This is a genomic window from Pseudomonas sp. GW704-F2 (genome assembly GCF_059423025.1).
Genome location: NZ_JBWKXO010000035.1, coordinates 1 through 15,970, shown reverse-complemented (window position 1 = coordinate 15,970; position 15,970 = coordinate 1). Strand labels below are relative to the sequence as shown.

15 protein-coding genes and 2 pseudogenes are annotated in these 15,970 nt (G+C 60.7%); 8 read left to right on the top strand and 9 right to left on the bottom strand.

The annotated features are described in order from the left end of the window. Nucleotides 1-38: 38 nt before the first annotated feature. The 4 genes and pseudogenes from AC07W0_RS23915 to AC07W0_RS23900 form a co-directional block, all read right to left on the bottom strand. A complete protein-coding gene (locus tag AC07W0_RS23915) occupies nt 39-566 on the bottom strand; it encodes a DUF4142 domain-containing protein (protein WP_017844866.1) in 528 nt (175 codons plus the stop codon). 116 nt (nt 567-682) lie between these two features. After that, on the bottom strand, nt 683-1,324 hold the full coding sequence (locus AC07W0_RS23910; RefSeq protein ID WP_017844865.1) for a LysE family translocator: 642 nt from the start codon (nt 1,322-1,324) through the stop codon (nt 683-685). 54 nt (nt 1,325-1,378) lie between these two features. Then, nucleotides 1,379-1,789 (bottom strand): fosfomycin resistance glutathione transferase, encoded by a 411-nt coding sequence (fos, locus tag AC07W0_RS23905; RefSeq protein WP_017844864.1) that lies wholly within the window; start codon nt 1,787-1,789, stop codon nt 1,379-1,381. A 13-nt stretch (nt 1,790-1,802) separates the two neighbouring features. Continuing rightward, a pseudogene (locus tag AC07W0_RS23900) lies at nt 1,803-2,183 on the bottom strand (type 2 periplasmic-binding domain-containing protein); the annotation flags it as partial. Between AC07W0_RS23900 and AC07W0_RS23895 the strand changes: the two are divergent. Beyond that, a pseudogene (locus AC07W0_RS23895) lies at nt 2,176-2,469 on the top strand (DMT family transporter); the annotation flags it as partial. The pseudogenes AC07W0_RS23900 and AC07W0_RS23895 overlap by 8 nt on opposite strands. Here the strand turns inward: AC07W0_RS23895 and AC07W0_RS23890 are convergent. Beyond that, nucleotides 2,470-3,147: an NAD(P)H-binding protein gene (locus tag AC07W0_RS23890; protein WP_046384400.1), complete on the bottom strand. Its 678-nt coding sequence runs from the start codon at nt 3,145-3,147 to the stop codon at nt 2,470-2,472. 340 nt (nt 3,148-3,487) lie between these two features. On the opposite strand from AC07W0_RS23890, the gene AC07W0_RS23885 reads away from it, so the two are divergent. Then, nucleotides 3,488-4,714 (top strand): aminotransferase class I/II-fold pyridoxal phosphate-dependent enzyme, encoded by a 1,227-nt coding sequence (locus tag AC07W0_RS23885; protein WP_102618433.1) that lies wholly within the window; start codon nt 3,488-3,490, stop codon nt 4,712-4,714. A 142-nt stretch (nt 4,715-4,856) separates the two neighbouring features. Beyond that, nucleotides 4,857-6,044: an MFS transporter gene (locus tag AC07W0_RS23880; RefSeq protein WP_102618434.1), complete on the top strand. Its 1,188-nt coding sequence runs from the start codon at nt 4,857-4,859 to the stop codon at nt 6,042-6,044. Here the strand turns inward: AC07W0_RS23880 and yiaY are convergent. Beyond that, nucleotides 6,011-7,159, bottom strand: a complete 1,149-nt coding sequence (gene yiaY, locus AC07W0_RS23875) for an L-threonine dehydrogenase (RefSeq protein ID WP_017844859.1) — start codon at nt 7,157-7,159, stop codon at nt 6,011-6,013. The two genes, AC07W0_RS23880 and yiaY, sit on opposite strands and share 34 nt — an antisense overlap. Nucleotides 7,160-7,282: 123 nt before the next feature. Between yiaY and AC07W0_RS23870 the strand changes: the two genes are divergently transcribed. From AC07W0_RS23870 to AC07W0_RS23855, 4 genes are all read left to right on the top strand, one after another. After that, on the top strand, nt 7,283-8,299 hold the full coding sequence (locus tag AC07W0_RS23870; RefSeq protein WP_017844858.1) for a DUF4917 family protein: 1,017 nt from the start codon (nt 7,283-7,285) through the stop codon (nt 8,297-8,299). A 110-nt stretch (nt 8,300-8,409) separates the two neighbouring features. Continuing rightward, nucleotides 8,410-8,949, top strand: a complete 540-nt coding sequence (locus AC07W0_RS23865) for an RNA polymerase sigma factor (RefSeq protein WP_102618435.1) — start codon at nt 8,410-8,412, stop codon at nt 8,947-8,949. Next, nucleotides 8,946-9,914 (top strand): FecR family protein, encoded by a 969-nt coding sequence (locus AC07W0_RS23860; protein WP_046490287.1) that lies wholly within the window; start codon nt 8,946-8,948, stop codon nt 9,912-9,914. The genes AC07W0_RS23865 and AC07W0_RS23860 overlap by 4 nt, the downstream gene beginning before the upstream one ends. A gap of 126 nt (nt 9,915-10,040) precedes the next feature. Next, complete coding sequence (locus AC07W0_RS23855; protein ID WP_102618436.1) at nt 10,041-12,599, top strand: TonB-dependent receptor; 2,559 nt, start codon at nt 10,041-10,043, stop codon at nt 12,597-12,599. 7 nt (nt 12,600-12,606) lie between these two features. Here the strand turns inward: AC07W0_RS23855 and AC07W0_RS23850 are convergent, their stop codons facing one another. Together AC07W0_RS23850 and AC07W0_RS23845 are read right to left on the bottom strand one after the other, a co-directional pair. Further along, the gene (locus AC07W0_RS23850; RefSeq protein ID WP_017844854.1) at nt 12,607-12,906 is read right to left on the bottom strand and encodes a ribbon-helix-helix domain-containing protein; all 300 of its coding nucleotides are present in this window, start codon (nt 12,904-12,906) and stop codon (nt 12,607-12,609) included. Nucleotides 12,907-12,924: 18 nt separating this feature from the next. Further along, the gene (locus tag AC07W0_RS23845) at nt 12,925-13,506 is read right to left on the bottom strand and encodes a DJ-1/PfpI family protein (protein ID WP_102618437.1); all 582 of its coding nucleotides are present in this window, start codon (nt 13,504-13,506) and stop codon (nt 12,925-12,927) included. A gap of 187 nt (nt 13,507-13,693) precedes the next feature. Between AC07W0_RS23845 and AC07W0_RS23840 the strand changes: the two genes are divergently transcribed. Continuing rightward, nucleotides 13,694-14,593, top strand: coding sequence for a DMT family transporter (locus AC07W0_RS23840; protein WP_046490281.1), 900 nt, complete (start codon nt 13,694-13,696; stop codon nt 14,591-14,593). 102 nt (nt 14,594-14,695) lie between these two features. Here the strand turns inward: AC07W0_RS23840 and AC07W0_RS23835 are convergent, their stop codons facing one another. Beyond that, a complete protein-coding gene (locus AC07W0_RS23835; protein ID WP_017844851.1) occupies nt 14,696-15,913 on the bottom strand; it encodes a class I SAM-dependent methyltransferase in 1,218 nt (405 codons plus the stop codon). Nucleotides 15,914-15,970 lie beyond the last annotated feature (57 nt).

Here is a 15,970-nt window from a genome sequence, read left to right as displayed (position 1 = left end):
TGGGCGCCAACCGCCGTTTTGCATATCGAGTGCAAGCCTCAACCGTCGCCTTGACGGCCTTTACCGTAGGTGGATGCCAGGGCGCGGGCCTTTTGCAGACGCTCTTCCAGCTTGGGCAGCGTCTCATCCACCAGCGCTTTTATTTCCGGGACATCCGACGCGGCACCTTCCTGCTTGAACAGCGCGATGGCGTCTTCGTTTTCCTTGACCTGTTGCGCGGTGTAGGCAGCATCGAAGGAATCACCGTCCTTGAGCTCGGGCATGAGGGTTTCGGCTTTGTCGACGATCTTCTCGCGCGGCGCCACGGGCAGGTCGAGCTTCTTGGCGATGGCCGCCAGATGCTGGTTGGCCAGGGTGCGCTCGTTGATCACCTCGATGGTGTAGTCCTTGATTTCCTGGGACGAGGTCTTGGCGTGGGCCATGCGGCTGGTTTCGATATCGGCCATGCCTTTGGCCGAAGCCTGCTCGATGAATTCAGCCGGCGACTGGGCGAAAGCATTGCTGGCGCCGAGGCCCAGCAGCATCGCGAAACTGGCGGTGCGTAACCGGATAGCCATGCGGCTCATGATGGGTTCCTCCAGGGCAAAAATAGGTGCGAGAACATACGCCCCGCTCTGAATTCGAATTTTAACCGCCGCAAAGGTTTAGAAAAAACTTGCCAGTGCGACGAACGGTCGCCGCCTCACGCCGGTTTACTGCCGAACAGGCCCGGCAACGCGTGGGCCAGCGCATTGACGGCGAAGCCGATGAACATCACCCCACAGAGCTTGGTGATGAGGATTTCGTGACGCTGATACACCGTGCGTACCCGCTGTGCGCCCACCACGCCGATCAGAATCGCGTAGGCCAACAGCCCGCCGATAAAGCTCAGCAAGATCAACGATGGCAGCATCGCCCAGGTCAGCAGCTCGGCACGGCTGGACAGCAAGGCGGTAAACGTGGCGACGGCCACCGGGTAGGCCTTGGGGTTGGTCAGGCCGAACAGGATGCCGTGCCAGAACGGATGCCGCGCCGCGCCCTGGGGTGCCTCGCTACTGCGGCGCTGAGTACGGATCGCGCGCCAGCCCAGCCAGAACAAGTACGCGCCACTGAGCACGCCCAGCACATCGAACGCAGTGCTGCCGACTTCCCGCGCCCCCACGATCGCAATCAGCGCGGTGCTGCACCACAGCACATCGCCGAGCAAATGCCCGCACAGAAAACCGGCCCCGGCGCGACGCCCCCGGGCCGCGCCGATACCGAACACGGCCAACACCCCCGGGCCAGGCGTAATACCGTAGATAAAACCCGAAGCGAGGACGGCGAGCAGCAAGGATGGGGTCATGGGCGTGGCTCTGACTGACGGTTGAGAGGTGGAAGGATTCTGCACGTTCCCGCGCTACGGGTAAAACTGCATGCCGGCATAAGGCTTGGCGCGACAGGCTTGCAGGCGCGAGGCCAGATCACCGACATGGGCTTCGAGCTTGTGGCCATCGGGGTCGAGAAAATAGAACGAAGCGCCCTCGCTGCGGTTGTCGCGCCACTCTGCTACGCCGGCGGCTCGCAGGCGTTGCACCAGCGCGGCGAAGTCGCTCGCGCCTACCGTGAAGGCAAAGTGGGTGTATTCAGCCGCCGGCACCGACGGGCGCAGTGGGTCGAGGCACAGGCACAGCCACAAGCCGGGCAATGACAGGTAGGCGCCGTTGTCCCAGGTGGCGTCGAGGCGAAGTTGCAGCAGGTCATGGTAGAAGCTGACGCTGCGCGGCAGATCGGTGACGGCCAGGGTCAGGTGGTTGAGGCCGGTGAGCATGGGGTCGTTCCTGTTAGTGGCAACCTTCGGACAATACACCCTGCACCTGCGCCTTCAACCACTGCAACCCAGAATCCCCTCCCCGCCGCGCGTGCCACGCCAGCTCAAAGGCGAACGACGGAATATGAAACGGCGGCGGCACCGTCGACAGCCGCTCACGGTCGATGTTGAGCACGCCCCTCGACGAGACGGTCAGGATCAGGTCCGTGCCCTCGATCAACTGCGGCGCCACGCCCCAATGCGGCAGGCTGATCGCCACATGCCGCCGCTCACGGATCACACTCAGTGCCCGCTCGATTTCCGGGGTGCCGCTGCCGCGCATTTCCAAGAACACATGGGGCCGCGACAGGTAGGTGGGCAGGTCGAGCGTGCCGCTGGGTGGCAGGCTGGCGTTTATCGGCAAGGCGCCGCTGTGGATGTGGGCCGGCGGTGCATTTGGCGTGTGCTTTATCTCGTTGGCGTTGATGTTGCTGCCCAAGCTGGGCGCATCGGGCTTTATCGCGCTGGCCATGGCCGGGCAACTTCTCGCCTCGCTGCTGCTCGATCACTTCGGCCTGTTCGGCCTGGTGGAACGCCCGCTGACAACGCCCCGGGTACTGGGCGCGTTGCTGTTGATCGGTGGCGTCGCGTTGATTCAGTTCAGCGCCACCCCCGCCCGCGCACTCGCGACGGCGAGCTGATCAGCGGTTGTTCAGAGAGGCCAGCCGATGGATCTCGGCTTGCTCCACCACCGGCTGTGGTGCGCCGTGACGCACCGCCGCCAACATCGCACGGCCAACGGTCTCGGTGCTGACTACCCAACCTGGCTTTATCCGACGCACCAACGAGAGCAACGGCCCGAGTACCGTATAGAACAACGCGTACAACGGCGTCTTCGAACGCACGTCGTGCAACGGCTGAATCAGCCCCGGCCGGAACACATACACCGCCTTGAACGGCAGGCGCAGCAAGGCATTCTCGGTCTTGCCCTTGACCCGCGCCCACATCGACTGGCTCGTTTCGGAACTGTCGGTGCCGGCGCCGGACACATAGATAAACGTCATTTGCGGATTGAGCCGCGCCAGGGTGCTGGCGGCGACCAGGGTCAGATCATAGGTAAGATGGGTGTAGCGGGTTTCATTCATCCCCGCCGATGAAACACCGAGGCAAAAGAAGCAGGCATCGAAACCTTGCAGCAAGTTCTCCAGAGCCTGCAAATCCAGCATGTCCGCGTGCAGCACCTGATGCAGTTTGGGGTGCTCCAGGGTCAACGGCGTGCGGCCGACGGCGACGACTTCCTGCACGTCGGCGGCCAGCAGGCACTCGCGCAGAACGCCTTGACCGATCATGCCAGTGGCACCGAATAACAGAACTCTCATCAAATCCTCCTTCATCCCGCTAGATTTACCTAGCCGACAGACAAGTCTTTTGAACGCTATCGGCACATCCGTTTGCACGCTGACACCTTACCTAATCGCGTGACGCACAACCTGAATAAATTACATGCCCCCACGAAAACGCCACACTCTAATACTCCTCTGACGCAAAGGGCACAGATTAGAAAGCGTCTATCGAGACATCTATTCGCCATCATAAAAAGTAGGACCTTACTCACACAAATAACTCCATTTTGAGTTACGAGCACGGGAAATGTCTGACTTATTTCACAATGGTTTACCCGCTACTGTTTTCCGCCAACGCCCAAGGACGAATAGGCAAATGGAAAACACATCATTCACAAACAAATTTTCAAACTACAAAAAACTAATTGAGCTGGCTGAAACAGATTGGCACTTTGCAAAGACAGGCAGAATATGCGAACTCAACGTCACCATCAAAAACAACAACTACCTGACCGACCAGCACGGACGTGAATTCCATCACTTCTGCACAACCTCATATCTCGGCCTTGATTATCATCAAGACATAATAGAGGGAGCGATTTGCGGAATAAGGGAGGCTAAAACCCTCCGAATTGCAAACTCAAAAAACCGATGCAAACTTGAAATTCTGGAACGGTACGAACAGGAGCTTTCGACTCTCTTCGACTCCATCTGCTTGAGTACTTTATCGTGCAGTTCAGCCAGCTCGGGGCTACTCCCCTTGCTCGCCAGCGGAGTGTTTACAAATAACTGTTCGCCAACAATGGTTTTCGACAAGCATTCTCACTATTCCATGAACCATATCAAAGCCTCATGCGCTGATGAGACCGAAGTTAAAACAGCGCCACATAATGATCTTTCCTTCATTGAGGAATTATGTAAAAAACGAAAGAAGGTCGCCTATGTATGCGATGGAATATATAGCATGGGCGGAATTGCGGACATCGATGGGTTACTTTATTTGAAATCGCGTTACGGACTATTTCTTTACATGGACGACTCCCATGCGCTATCGGCATTCGGAGAGAGAGGAAGAGGTTTCATCCGGTCGCGCATACAAACGCTAGACGATCAGACGTTAATTGTAGCCTCTCTAGGTAAATCCTTTGGTGCTAGTGGGGGATTAATCATGTTTGGTAGCGAAAGACAAAAGACCCTGATGCACCGATACGGAGGCCCTAGCAACTGGTCTCAAAGCCTAAATTCGGCAGCTATAGGTGCAGGACTAGCCTCAATAAAAATACATCAAACGGAAGAGCTGTGCTCACTTCAAGAGAAACTCCTACTCAACATAAAATTATTTGACAGCCTGATACATACCGACCAATCCGGTACAAATGCTGCAATACGGCTGATCACCTGTGGCAAAGCGGAAAAAGCAAACACCCTCACCATTCATCTTGCGGAAAAAGGCTTTTTTACATCCTCCGTATTTTTCCCAGTGGTGCCAAGAGGAAAAGCTGCAATACGCGTTACTCTTCGAGCAGACATGGACCCTGCAACAATAATATTATTTTGCTCGTACCTCACCACTCTACTGAACAAGCACGAAATCAATAATTAACACTCACACCAGCTAAAAAACAACATTCACTTACTCGCATTGATTATTAACCCCTCTAAAAACCAGGCACCTGTGAACACCACGATAATCCTATAAGACGCATAACATTCCCCTTGAAACTTGAAGTGAAGGACAATACTTATTGAAAAATACCACCCCCCTAGCCCTCGCCTGCAGCGCCGCATTCCTTTCCCAAGTGGGCATCAGCAGCTACCTGCCGGCAGTCCCGGCTATCGCCCAGTCTCTACCGGCCGCCGAAGATCAGGTCGCCCTGGCCTTGGCAGCATATCTGGTGGGCATGGCACTTCCGATGTTGCTGTGGGGCAGCCTGGGCGAACGCTTTGGCAGAAAGCCGGTGTTGCTGGTGGCGCTGGCGGTGTATGCGTCGGCGAGTGTCGCGATTGCGTCGGCGTTCAATGTTGAGTCTTTTCTGGCACTGCGCCTGATTCAAGGCCTGGGCGCGGGCGGCATATCGGTGATGGCGCGAGTATTGGTGCGGGACAGTTTCAGCGGCACGCTGTTGGCCAAAGGCTTGTCGTGGTTGGGGATGACCTTTGTGATCGCCCTGGGCATCGGCCAATTCCTGGGTTCGCTGTTGCAGGCAGCATTTGGCTGGAAGGCGATCTTTTATAGCCTAGCGATCGGCGCCGTCATATTGATGCTGGTGTTACCGCGCGTGATTTTTCCGACATTGGTGAAGGCCGATTCGTCGGCGTCAGCCTGGTGCGTTTACACCCAGATTCTGCGACACCCCGCGTTCCTGCATGCAGCATTAGCGGGTGGGTTGGGTTATGCGGTGATCATTGCGTTCAACACCTGTGCGCCGATGATTCTGCAGGGGCGTTTCGAGTGGAGTGCAGCGCAGTACGGCTGGCTGGGCTGGCCGATCAGCGGGGCGTATCTGGCGGGAGCGTTGATGGTCAATCGCTTCGTCGCGCACACGGGCCGTTTGATGATGATGGGCTGGGGCGTGGGGTTAGTGTTGCTCGGCACAGCGATCATGCTGCTTGGCAGTGTGTTTGCCAGCGGGCTCGCATTGCTGCTGTGGTTGCCGTATTGCCTGGCGGTGCTGGGGCAATCAATGAGTTACCCCATCAGTTTGTCCGTGGCCAATGATGAGTCACCGATCAGCGGCTCCTACGCCATGGCGCTGAGCGGCTTTATGCATCAGTTGATAGCGGCATTGATCGGTGGTGTGGCAAGCCTGCTAGTGAGTCAGCAGGCATGGCCGTTGGCGCTGTTGTGCGTGGCCTTGGCGGGCGGCGCATGTGTGTGTGTCGCCTGCTGCCGGTCGGATCAGAACGCGCTGCGGAAAATCTCCTCAATCTGACGCTGATCAGCCCGGCGTGGGTTGGTCAGGCCACAGGCGTCTTTCAACGCGTTGGTGGCCAGCAGCGGAATGTCCTGCAACTTGGCGCCCAGTTCGCGCAGGCCGGCGGGGATGTCGACGTCCTGGGACAGGGTACGGATGGCGGCGATGGCGGCTTGGGCGCCCTCTTCCGGCGAGTTGCCGTTGATGTCCGCACCCAACGCACGGCCGACGTCGCTCAAGCGCTTGGCACTGACGCTGGCGTTGAAACTCTGCACATGAGGCAGCAATACCGCGTTGCACACGCCGTGGGGCAAGTCGTACAGGCCGCCCAGTTGGTGGGCCATGGCATGCACGAAACCCAGGGAGGCGTTGTTGAACGCCATGCCGGCGAGGAACTGTGCATAGGCCATGTTTTCCCGCGCGGCCTTGTCGGTGCCATCGCGTACCGCCAGGCGCAGGTTGGCGCTGATCAGTTCGATGGCCTTGATCGCGCAGGCGTCGGTGATCGGCGTGGCGGCGGTGGATACGTAGGCTTCGATGGCGTGGGTCAGGGCGTCCATGCCGGTGGCGGCGGTGAGGCCCTTGGGCATGCCGACCATCAGCGACGGGTCGTTGACCGACAGCAGTGGCGTGACGTTGCGGTCGACGATGGCCATTTTCACATGACGGGTTTCGTCGGTGATGATGCAGAAACGGGTCATCTCGCTGGCGGTGCCGGCGGTGGTGTTGATGGCCACCAGCGGCAGTTGCGGCTTGCTCGATTGGTCGACGCCTTCGTAGTCGCCGATATGCCCGCCATTGGTCGCGCACAGTGCGATGCCCTTGGCGCAGTCATGGGGCGAGCCGCCGCCCAGGGACACCACGAAATCACAGGCGCTCTGCTGCAACAGCGCGAGGCCTTTCTCGACGTTGTCCACATTGGGGTTGGGCTTGGCGCCGTCGTAGATCACCGAATCGATGTCCTGCATCGCCAGTTTCTCGGCGATCATGCTGGCCACGCCCGCCTTCGCCAGACCGGCGTCGGTAACGATCAGGGCCTTGCGAAAACCGTAGTTGCGAATGGCGACCATCGCGTCGTCAAGGCAGTCAGTGCCCATGATGTTAACGGCGGGGATGAAGAAGGTACTGCTCATGGCGAATCCTCAGAGGCGTTATGCCGACAGCATCAACGTTCATCACAGGGCCCACCTTGATCAGGATCAACCCTCGCTCGTGATAAAGTCACCGACCCGCCGATTTCGAGTAGACCCGCCGCGATGAAGGATTTTCAGGATATTGACGCCCACCTTGAAGACTGGAGCGCACTGCGCAGCGCCATCGACTTCAGTGGAATTCTGATCGGCAACGGCGCCAGCCGAGCGATTTGGGAAGACTTTGCCTACGACTCGCTGTTCGAAAACGCACGCACCGTTGAAGAAAAACCCTTGAGCCAATCCGAGCTGAGCGTGTTCGACGCCCTGCAGACCCGCAGTTTCGAGCAGGCCCTGAGCGCGCTGAAGACCACCAGCCGGGTCAACAAAGCCCTGGCGGTCAGTTCGGCGGCGCCGCGCAATCGCTACTATGCGATCAAGGAAGCATTGATCAACACCATCCACGCCGTACACATCCCGTGGCGCCTGGTGCAGCCGTCGACATTGGCGACGATCAACGCGGAACTGGCCAGCTACTCCACGGTATTCACCAGCAACTACGACTTGCTCAACTACTGGGCGATCCTGCACACCCCCGGCATCGACGACCTGTTCCGCAGCGCCGACGCCAGCTTCGACCTGCGCGACACCCGCACCGACGCCACGCGCATCCTCTACCTGCACGGCGGCCTGCACCTAGTGCGCAATCTCGACGGCACCGCACGCAAATTGCCGACCACCGACAGCACCCTGCTCAGCAGTTTTGCGATCAACAACACGATCAAGACCCTGGACGATGTGCCGTTGTTTGTCAGCGAGGGCAAGGTGGAAGAGAAGCTCAAGACCATCCGCAGCTCGGATTATCTGTCGTTCTGCTACGAGCAGTTACTCGGCCATGAAGGGGCGCTGTGCATCTTCGGCCACGACCTGGGAGCGCAGGATAAACACTTGGTGGATGCGATTCGCCAGGCCCGGGTGACGACCCTGGCGATCGCGGTATCGGGGCGCAGCGATGGGTTTATCCGCCAGCAGAAGCGGCGGTATTCGCAGTTGTTCGATGGCAGCGGCGTGGCGTTGAGATTCTTTGCCGCGCGCAGCCATGCGCTGGGGCATCCGGCGCTGTCGGTGCCGGTCGAACGCTGAGGTCCTGAGCCGCTTGCGCAGGGTCAGTGTATTTGCCTGGAGACAAACGACAATAATTCTCGATATCATTCACGACCTTTCTACGTCGTGCTTCGCCAAGAAGGATATCCATGTCGCGTCCCAAATCCGACCCGCTGTCGGACGATGCCTTTCGCGGGTTTTATGCAGACATTCTGTATTTCCTGCGCAAGCGCACGGACAACGCCAGCGACGCGGCGGACATGACCCAGGATGTCTTCACCCAATGGCTGGACTACCGCGACCGGGCCAAGGTCGAGCAGCCACGGGCGTTTCTGTTCCAGATGGCGCGCAACCTGTTGCGCGATCACTGGCGCAGACAGAAGGTACGGCAGGCCGTCCACGCCGATCAGGTTGAAAGGGATGCCGAGCCGGTCATTGACGAGCCCAACCCGCCGATGGCCGCCGCGCTTCGCCTGCAACGCCTGGAACAGTTGAAAGAAGTCCTCGCCGAACTCTCGCCGCGCAGGCGAGAAGCCCTTATGCTGCATCGCTTCGAAGGCTTGAGCCAGGCGCAGATCGCCGAGCGCATGGGTATTTCGACCAGCATGGTGGAAAAGCACATCGCTTTTGCCCTGCTGCATTGCAAGCGACGCCTTCAACCTGACCCCGGCACGGAGCAGCCAGCATGAACCGCCTGAGCGACATCGACGCCCCGGACATCGAAACGAGCGACGCCGTCGATGCCCAAGCCGCCAGCTGGTTTGCACGCAACCGCAACGCCACCGCACGCGCCGACCGCAAGGCCTTCGCCGCCTGGCAGGCGGTGCCGGCCCATGCCCAAGCCTATGCCGAATTCGAACAACTGTGGGCCGACCTCGCCCAGTTGCAGCAACTGAACACGCCCGTGGCGCTGCCCAAGCGCACCGCCGTGATCTGGCGCCCGGCCCTGGCCGTGGCGGCCGCCCTGCTCTGCGCGGTGCTGACCACGCCCCTCGGCGCGCCGCGCGAGTTGTATCACACCCAGGTCGCAGCCCACGCCAAGGGCATGCGTACCCTGAACCTGCCCGATGGCAGCCGCCTCTACGTGAATGCCAACACCCGCCTGCGCGTAGATTTCAGCGCCCACCAACGCATCGTTCACCTGGACAAGGGCCAGCTGTATATCGAAGTGGCGGCCGACAAGGAACGGCCGCTGTACGTGCAAGCCGGCGAAGCGACGGTGCGCGTGGTGGGCACCGCTTTCGATGTGCGACGCGGCCAGCAGCAACTGGTGGTGAGTGTTGCCCACGGCCAGGTGGCGTTCGCGCCGGATGCGACCAAACCGGTCGCGTTGCTCGGCGCCCAGCAACGCGCCACCTTCGACTACGCCAAGGGCACCGTGCAACAACAAACCCTCACCGCCGAGGAGGTTGCCGACTGGCGCAGCGGGCACTTGTCGTTCCGCAATCGCGAGCTGGCCAGCCTGATCGATGAGTTGAGTTTGTACCGTCCCCAACCCCCGCTGCAGGTGAGTCACGCCGTGGCGCACCTGAAGGTGTCAGGCAACCTGGATGTGCATGACCCGGATGCCTTGCTCAACGCCCTGCCCGCCTTGTTGCCGGTGAAAACCGTGACCTCGGCCGATGGCATTGTCCGGATCGAACCCCGAAAATAACCCTGAAGCAGACACATGAGAATATTTTTCATTCGCATGTGTGGTTTTTTTCCTCAGCCCCGTCTTCCTCCTGATTGTGTTCGATCCGCACACCTTTTTGGCTGTTTGGCCACCCCGGGGGATTTCATGTTTCGCGCGCCTTGCCACGCTTCGCACCTGCTTTTTCGACCGAGCCTAATGGCGACATGCCTGGCCTTCAGCCTCAGCGCCCATGCGCAGTCGTTCACGCTGCAACTGCCCGCCCAGGCGTTGGCCACGTCCCTGAGCCAGGTCGCGCAACAGGCGAAAATCCAGCTGCTGTTCGATGAAAAGCAGCTCAAGAACGTCCAGGCGCCGGCGCTCAACGGCGACTTCACCGCAGAAGTGGCAATTCGTACCCTGCTGAACAATGGCGCGTTCACCCTGATCAAGGTCGGCAGCACCTACGTCGTGCGCCCCGATGAGGGCAAGACCACCAGCAGCGGCGCGATCCAGCTGGACGCCTTGAGCGTGATCGGCACCGGCAATCAAGTCGACTCCAGCACCGTCGGCCGCTCGACCCTGAGCCAGGCGGACATCGACCGCTACCAGGCCAACAACATCCCCAGCCTGCTGCAGACGTTGCCTGGGATCAGCCAGGGCGGTTCGCTCAAACCCGGCGGCCAGACCATCAACATCCGTGGTTTCGGTGACGCCGAAGACGTCCCGCTGACCGTCGACGGCGCCACCAAGAGCGGCTTCGAGCGCTACCAGCAAGGCACGGTGTTCATCGAGCCCGAGCTGATCAAGAGCATCGAAGTGGAGAAAGGCCCCAACTCGCCGTTCAGCGGCAACGGCGGTTTTGGCGGCACGGTGAACATGACCACCAAGGATGCCCCGGACCTGCTCAAGGACGGCCGCAACAGCGGCGCGATGCTCAAGTACGGTTATTCCAGCAACGACCACGAACAGGTCTACAGCAGCGCCGTGTATGGCCGCACCGACGATGGCCGGTTCGACGCCCTGGCCTACCTGACCCAGCGCGACGGCGGCGACATGAAGGTGGCCGCCAAGTTGCCCAACGAGAACAACCAGTACCCGATCAACCCCCAGCGCCTGCCCAACACCGCCCAGGATGTGGACGGCAAGCTGTTCAAGGTCAACGCGCACTTCACCGATGAGCACAGTGTCGGCCTGTCTTACTCGAGCGCCCGCAGCAACCGGTGGACGCCGTTTTCCGCCGCGAGCTACCCGACGCCACCGACCCAGGCCAACATCGACCGCTACGGCTACGAAGGCGCGTTGAAACGTTTCCTGGCCAACCGCGACACGCTCGACACCACTTGGTCGGGCAAGTATGAATACCAGCCCCTGGACAACCCGCTGGTGGACCTGACCGTCAAATATTCACAGTCCGACACCCAGCAGACCGACGAGCGCGACGCCACCGCGTTTTTCCAGTTGGCCACCGGCGGGCGCAAGATGGACACGGCCTACACCGACAAGCATCTCGACATCCGCAACGTCAGCCTGTTCGACACCGGGCCGTTGCAACACGCACTGACGGTCGGCGGGCAAATCCGCAAGCACACCCGCGAAACCGAGATGTGGATGCCCAGCGCCACCTACAACACGCCGCGCTATAACTATGGGCATTTCCAGCCGAGCTTCATGCCCCATGGCAAGGTGGATACCAACAGCTTCTTCATCCAGGATGCGCTGACCCTGGGCGACGTGACCGTCACGCCATCGCTGCGCTACGACCATGTGCGCAACCGCGGCGAGGCCAACGATGCGCCGTACTACAGCAACCCCGACCCGGCCATCGGCCACGACTACAGCGATCGCACCTATACCGGCTGGTCGCCGCGCCTGGCGCTGTTCTGGACCGTCACCCCGAACGTCGCCCTGTTCGCCAACTGGAGCCAGACCTGGCGCGCCCCGGTGATCGACGAACAGTACGAAGTGCAGGGCCTGGGCAGCCGCACCGCCACCAGCGTCGACCTCGACCCCGAGCGCATCACCTCGATCACCGTGGGCAACATCACCCGCTTCGACAACCTGATCGCCCAGGACGATAACCTGCAACTGCGCACCACCCTGTTCCACAACAAAGTCGAAGACGAAATCTTCAAGGCCACGGGCGTGGGCTGCCAGAACCAGGCTATCAACGGCGGCACCATCGCTACCGCGTGCCCGCCGGGGCCGAGGTCCAACTACCGCAACATCGGCGGCCTGACCATCAAGGGTTTCGAGCTGGAATCGTTCTATAACTCCACCTACCTGTTCGGCTCGGTATCGTTCGCCTACGCCACCGGCAAGCACGAAGGCGCCTACACCAACCCATGGGGCCCGGATGTGTCGGCCCGCGACATTCCGCCGACCAAATGGGTGCTGGTCATGGGCACCCACATCCCGGCCTGGGATGCCCAGGTGGGATGGATGGGGCAATTCATCGGCGCGACCGATCGCCTGCCCAGCGATAAATACTCCGGCGGCCCCGGCTCCGGCGTCGGCGACTTGTTCTACGACCAGTACGGCAACAAGCGCTACAACACCCAGGGCCTGTTCGCCAAATGGGCGCCGCAACAGGCTTACCTGAAAGGCACCGTGGTGAACTTCACCGTGGACAACCTGTTCAACAACAACTTCCGTCCGGCGCTGAGCGGCGACCGTGCCTACACCAAGGGGCGCGACGCGAAGATCAGCGTGACACGGTTCTTCTGACAGCGACCTAGCGGTTGCGCACCAGGCTCAACTCGGCCGTCGGTGTGCGCTGCTTGCTCAAGTAGCGGGTACAGCTGACGCGCAGAAACGAGGCAAAATTGACCACCTCGCCGCGGTAGTCCATGACTTCCTCGTACAGCTTGGTGATCAGTTGATTGGTGGTCATGCCATCCACGCTAGCGATTTCGCTGAGGATGTCCCAGAACTGGTTCTCCAGGCGCACGGTGGTGACGACGCCGCAGATGCGCAGGGAGCGCGAGCGAGACTCATAGAGAATCGGGTCGGCCTTGACGTACAGCTCGCACATGGCGATGACCTCCGTTGCTTACAAGGTGATTGTCGTGCCCAGCAGGCCGAGGAACCCGGCCAGCCAGCTTGGGTGCGCCGGCCAGGCCGGCGCCGTGGCCAGATTGCCTTGAACGTGGCTGTGGGTCACTGGAATATCGATGAACGAACCGCCCGCCAGGCGCACTTCCGGGGCACAGGCCGGGTAGGCACTGCACTCGCGACCGGCGAGGATACCGGCCGCCGCCAGCAGTTGCGCGCCATGGCACACCGCAGCAATCGGCTTGCCGGCTTGATCGAAGGCGCGCACCAGTCGCAGGACTTTTTCATTCAGGCGCAGGTATTCCGGCGCACGACCACCGGGCACCAGCAGCGCATCGTAGTCGGCGGCTTCGACCTGGGCGAAATCCGCATTCAGGGCGAACAGGTGACCGGGCTTTTCGCTGTAGGTCTGATCGCCTTCAAAGTCATGGATCGCGGTTCGCACGGTCTCGCCGGCCGACTTGTCGGGGCACACCGCGTGGACGATATGACCGACCATCAGCAGCGCCTGGAAGGGCACCATCACTTCATAGTCTTCGACATAATCGCCGACCAGCATCAGGATCTTTTTCGCAGCCATGGGGCATTCCTCCAGTTCAACGGTTGGGCAGACAAGAGTAGTCAAGATAGACGCGTGCCGACGGGCCGGGTAATCCCCCGCTACTACAACTGTACGGATCAATCCGCACCCAGCTGTAGACCCCCGATTCGCGGAGGTTGTGGCTAGATGATCGTCCACTTCCGACCACTCGATTCCGGTTCCTGCCATGAGCTCGCGCGAAAACACAGGCATGGCCCTCGGCCTGCTGGGCGTCATCATCTTCAGCCTGACCCTGCCCTTCACGCGTATCGTGGTGCAGGAAATCCACCCGCTGCTCAACGGTCTGGGCCGTGCGTTGTTCGCCGCGATCCCGGCGGCGGCGCTGTTGCTGTGGCGCCGCGAGCGCTGGCCGAGCTGGCGCCAGGTGCGCGGCCTGTGCCTGGTGATTGCCGGGGTGATCTTGGGCTTTCCGGTGTTGTCGGCGTGGGCCATGCAGACGCTGCCGGCGTCCCACGGCGCGCTGGTCAATGGCCTGCAACCCTTGTGCGTGGCGCTGTACGCCGCGTGGCTGTCCCACGAACGGCCGTCGAAAGCCTTCTGGGCCTGCGCCGCCTTGGGCAGCGCGCTGGTGCTGAGTTATGCGTTGATCAGCGGTGCCGGCAGTATTCAAGCGGGGGATCTGTTGATGCTCGGCGCGATTGCCGTGGGCGGCCTGGGTTATGCCGAAGGTGGGCGCTTGGCCAAGGAGATGGGCGGCTGGCAAGTGATCTGCTGGGCGCTGGTGCTGTCGACGCCGCTGTTGATCGGCCCGGTGGCTTACCTGGCGGTGCAGCATCAAGGCGCGATTTCCATGGGCACCTGGTGGGCGTTCGGTTATGTGTCGCTGTTCTCGCAGTTCCTGGGATTCTTTGCGTGGTACGCCGGGTTGGCCATGGGCGGCATTGCGCGGGTCAGCCAGATTCAGCTGTTGCAGATATTCTTCACCATCGCGTTTTCGGCGTTGTTCTTTGGTGAACACATCGAGCCAATCACCTGGCTGTTCGCTTGCGGGGTGATCGTGACGGTGATGCTGGGGCGCAAGACCGCGGTGCAGCCGGCGCCAATCTCGAAGGCCAATGCGATTTAACGGTGGGAGGGGGCTTGCTCCCGATAGGGGTCGATCAGCAACAAATGTGCTGACTGCCCCTCTGCTATCGGGAGCAAGCCCCCTCCCACATTGGCTTCGTGTTCAGCCGAGGTAACCGTCGGTGCGCAACAGGGTTTCCAGGCAGTGCTCGGTGATGTGATAGAAGTCCTTGAGTGCCTGAATCTTGTCCAGTAGCTGCGCGTTGTCCACCGGTTCGGCGCGTTTCACCGCAAGGATCATCTTGTTCTTGTTGGTGTGTTCCAGGGAGATGAACTCGAACACCTTGGTCTCATAACCGCAAGCCTCCAGGAACAAGGCGCGCAGGCTGTCGGTGACCATTTCCGCCTGCTGGCCCAGGTGCAAACCGTATTGCAGCATCGGCTTCAACAGCACCGGGCTCTGGATCTGCAGGCGGATCTGTTTGTGGCAGCACGGCGAGCACATGATGATCGACGCGCCGGAACGGATACCGGTGTGGATCGCATAATCGGTGGCGATGTCGCAGGCATGCAGGGCGATCATCACGTCCAGCTCGCTGGGCGCGACGCTGCGCACGTCGCCGCAGGTGAACACCAGCCCCGGGTGTTCGAGGCGGGCGGCGGCGGCGTTGCACAAGCTGACCATGTCTTCGCGCAGTTCAACACCGGTGACCTCGGCCTCGACATTGAGGGTGTTGCGCAGGTAGTCGTGGATGGCGAAAGTCAGGTAGCCCTTGCCCGAGCCGAAATCAGCGACGCGCACCGGTTGGTCCAGCCTCAGCGGGGACGCGATCAGCGCATGGCTGAACACTTCGATGAACTTGTTGATCTGCTTCCACTTGCGCGACATCGACGGGATCAGCGCGTGCTTGGCGTCGGTCACGCCCAGGTCGGCGAGGAACGGCCGGCTCAGGTCGAGGAAGCGGTTCTTCTCGCGGTTGTGCTCGGCCGACGGCGCCTCACGCAATTGCTGCGGCTTGCTTTTGAACAGCGAGCTTTTGTTCTTCTTGCTGTATTCCAGTTGGGCTTCGTCGGTCAGCGCGAGCAAGTGTGCGTTCTTGAACGAGGTCGGCAACAACTCGGCAATCGCCGCCACACCGTCGGCCACCGGGAGGTTTTTGGTGATGTCACGGGTTTTGTAGCGGTAGACGAAGGACAGGCAGGGCTGCTCCTTGACCGTCACCGCCTTGATGATCAGCCGTTGCAGCTCGGCTTCCTCACCGACGTACTTGGCCAGCACCAGCTTGATAAAGGCGTTATGCGCAAGGCTTGCGCTGAGCAGTTCGATGAACTGGGCGTGATGATCCGGCGCAGGGCGGGCAGGTTGAGCGGTGACGGACATGAACAAAAACGCCTCGGGCTGGGAATGCCGGGCATTTTAGGGGGGATGGGGGCTGAG